Source organism: Microcystis sp. M53598_WE2 (genome assembly GCF_030067735.1).
GTDB lineage: Bacteria > Cyanobacteriota > Cyanobacteriia > Cyanobacteriales > Microcystaceae > Microcystis > Microcystis aeruginosa.
Genome location: NZ_JASJFE010000940.1, coordinates 1 through 3,151 on the forward strand (window position 1 = coordinate 1; position 3,151 = coordinate 3,151).

Here is a 3,151-nt window from a genome sequence, read left to right on the forward strand (position 1 = left end):
AGATAAGGCTGGCTGAATAAATCTAAAAACCTTGTTGGGTAAGACTTTTAGACCTTTTGTCAATCGAAAAGTACTGGATCTGGGAGTGATCGGGGGGAAATTTAGGCACTTTTTCCCTGAAAATTAGGTAATTGGCCAGCTCAAAACTGGTAAAACCCCACACCCCACACCCCACACCCCACACCCTGCCCCCAGGAAAACTTTTTCAGCAAACCCTAGATAATCAGTCTTTAATAACTGGATTTAGTATGAATTGGCAAGAAATAGCAGGTAATTGGGTTTTTCTCCCCCGTCGTCCCCGGGGTATCATTCACTTTTTAGGGGGGGCATTTGTGGCGGCGGCCCCGAATATTACCTATCGTTGGTTATTAGAAAGTCTTGGGAATTCAGGATACGCTATTGTTGCTACTCCCTTTGTTAATACCCTCGATCATAAATCGATCGCCCGCACAGTTTTAAACCGTTTTGATAATATTATTGAACGTCTGCGCTGGAATCATAGTCTGCCCCAAGGTTATCTCCCCATCTACGGATTGGGTCACAGTATGGGGTGTAAACTACATTTATTAATCGGTAGTCTCTACGAAGTGGAACGGGCGGGAAATATCCTCATTTCCTTTAATAATTATCCCATTCGTCGAGCTATTCCCTTTATCGAACCTTTGCAAATTGACACCACTTTTAACCTCGAATTTACCCCTTCCCCCGAAGAAACAAACGAGTTAATTTTCCAAGATTATGCCATTCGTCGCAATCTTTTAATCCGTTTTCAAGACGACACGATCGATCAATCTCTGGTATTAAATCCCCTGCTAAAAAAACGCTTTAATGATTTAATTGCCCTGCGAACTCTCCCGGGCAATCATCTCACTCCCTTGAGTCAAGATGTCAGTTGGCAAACCGGAGAAGTATTTACTCCCCTCGATGCGATCGGCCAATGGTTAAAACAGGGACTTGCCCGGGATAATTCCCGTCTCAAAGATGAGATTCTCCACTGGTTAAATCCCGTCCTTCCGGCCTCTCGTTAGCTTTCCTCTAGATTAATCCCCATTGCCCGTAATTGCGCCTCTATGCGGGCTAATTTTGCCTCAGCTTCCTGGGCCCGTTGTCGTTCCTGTTGGGCTTGCTGTTCGGCAGTCCTGGCCCTTTGTTCGGCTAATTCCGCTTTTTGCTTGATTTCTAGGGTGGTCAAAAACCGGGAGCCATCGGGATAAAAAATAGCTAACTGGGGACTCTCCAGTTGAAAACGGATCTGTAGAAGCGGACTCTGCCAATTATCGATCGCGGCAATCATCTCCAATTGATCACCCCTGCGCCACCAACCCTGTAGATAATTAGCATCGGGATCGTAGAGATAATATTCTTCTACGCCAAAACGCTGATAAAATTGCCATTTTTGGCGCATTTCCGCTTTAGTGTTGCCCGGAGAGAGAATTTCAAAGACCACCTGCGGCGCAATCTGGTTTTCTAACCATTGCTTATAGGAACCTCGATCGCCCTTGGGTCTGCCAAACACCACCATAGCATCCGGCGCTTGACAGATTTTATTATCCCCCTCGACCGGATACCACAACAGATCGCCGGCGATAAACACATGGTCATTGTCTGCGAATAAACATTCGAGATTTTCCTTAATCGTCACAATCCAGCGAAATTGTTTGGTATTATCGGCCATCGGTTTACCATCACTATCGGCATAGATAATCTCCGACTCAGAGAAAGATTGGGCTTTTACCATCGTTCTACTCCCTAGCGTACTAACTATTTAGTATAACATTAAATTCCCTGACGAAAGAGGGCAAAGGCCGAAGTATAACCGTGTAAAAAAGTGCGACCGCCCACTGGCCCGATTTCTCCATTGCCAAAGAAGCCAGCGAGGGGAACATTGGCGAAATAACGCTGAAAAAGACCCGAATCAAAGTCCGGTTTTTCGTAGAGATTTTCCCCGCGACCGAGACAGGAAAAGATCAAAGCTCCTAGTATATCTGAACTAGCGGGTTTTTCTTGGGGAAAAGCTTGCAAAAGTAATTCTAAATCTAGGGCGGAAGTCTCGGCATCGCGCAGGTGAAATTGTACCCGCTGCCCCGGACGAACCCGATCACCAATTGCGATCGCACCTTGGCGAGGATCTACTCCCAACACATTGCGAATTAAGAAATCTCCGGGCCGCAACTGCATTTTAAACTCATCCCTAGCAATACCGATAAAAAGGGAGTGTTGCGCTAATTCTCGGTCTTTTTCCCTCAAGGAGGGGATTAAAGCCCGCAGTAGATTTAAAGGTGGTTGCGGGGTCCCATCGGCCCCTTTACCGGTCATGGAGATGATAATATTGCGTTCTCCCTCACTCACCTGATAAATCGGTCCGATGGGACGACAACCCTGGGCGACGATAGTTTCGACGATAATATTGCCAGAAAGGGCGATTCCTACGGTTCCCTGACGATAGAGATAGGTATTACGGGGTTTTTGTTGATCGTGGTAGAATAGACCCCCAGAACGTTCGATCATGCCACCACTGACTAAACCGCCGATTTTGGCCGAACTGGGGTAGGCAAAATCTAAACCCTCTAACAGATCATTGATACGACTGGAAAAAGGATCGGCTAAAAGGATAAATTGGGGATTTTTGGCCGCTTCTACCCCTAATAATTCTGTCCAACTAGAGGGGGAACTGTCGAGATCGGGCATTTCCGCCGCTTCGATATAGAAAGGCTGTACTTCCACATTGGGCAAATGGGCGACGGTGAGACTTAAAGCTGGACTCGCTTCGATTTCTCGCGCTTTTTCCCTCTCACCCATACCGACAATCCCCGCCCCACCGCAGCCGATCAGGACAGGAACAGGGAGTTTATCCAAGATTAAGGGAACTAAACGGGGATAGTCGCTGGCATAGGCAGAAGAAATAAAAATTATGGCTAAATCTGCCGATCCAACTAATTTATCTTGCACTTTTTCCACTACCTCCGTCACCGCCGCTTCTAGGGAGGGACGGGTTGATAGGGCATTAATCCACTCGATGCGATCGCTCATGTTTCTTGACCCCAAATTTGGTCTAAATGTTGACGCTCCCCGCTCTAAAGAGACGGGGATTCTTCGTTCATTGAGTCTCCGTTAGCAAGCAGGACTTCTCCAACCAACCAAGCGGGAATCT

Annotated in this window: 3 protein-coding genes; 1 reads left to right on the plus strand and 2 read right to left on the minus strand. The window is 47.0% G+C overall.

The annotated features are described in order from the left end of the window. Nucleotides 1–248: 248 nt before the first annotated feature. Nucleotides 249–1,028: a DUF1350 family protein gene (locus tag PX636_RS19200; protein ID WP_004162891.1), complete on the plus strand. Its 780-nt coding sequence runs from the start codon at nucleotides 249–251 to the stop codon at nucleotides 1,026–1,028. On the opposite strand, the gene PX636_RS19205 is transcribed toward PX636_RS19200, so the two are convergent. Both PX636_RS19205 and PX636_RS19210 read right to left on the minus strand, forming a co-directional pair. Further along, nucleotides 1,025–1,738: a Uma2 family endonuclease gene (locus PX636_RS19205; protein ID WP_288118331.1), complete on the minus strand. Its 714-nt coding sequence runs from the start codon at nucleotides 1,736–1,738 to the stop codon at nucleotides 1,025–1,027. The two genes, PX636_RS19200 and PX636_RS19205, sit on opposite strands and share 4 nt — an antisense overlap. Nucleotides 1,739–1,776: 38 nt before the next feature. Further along, on the minus strand, nucleotides 1,777–3,030 hold the full coding sequence (locus tag PX636_RS19210; RefSeq protein ID WP_288118333.1) for an FIST signal transduction protein: 1,254 nt from the start codon (nucleotides 3,028–3,030) through the stop codon (nucleotides 1,777–1,779). Nucleotides 3,031–3,151 lie beyond the last annotated feature (121 nt).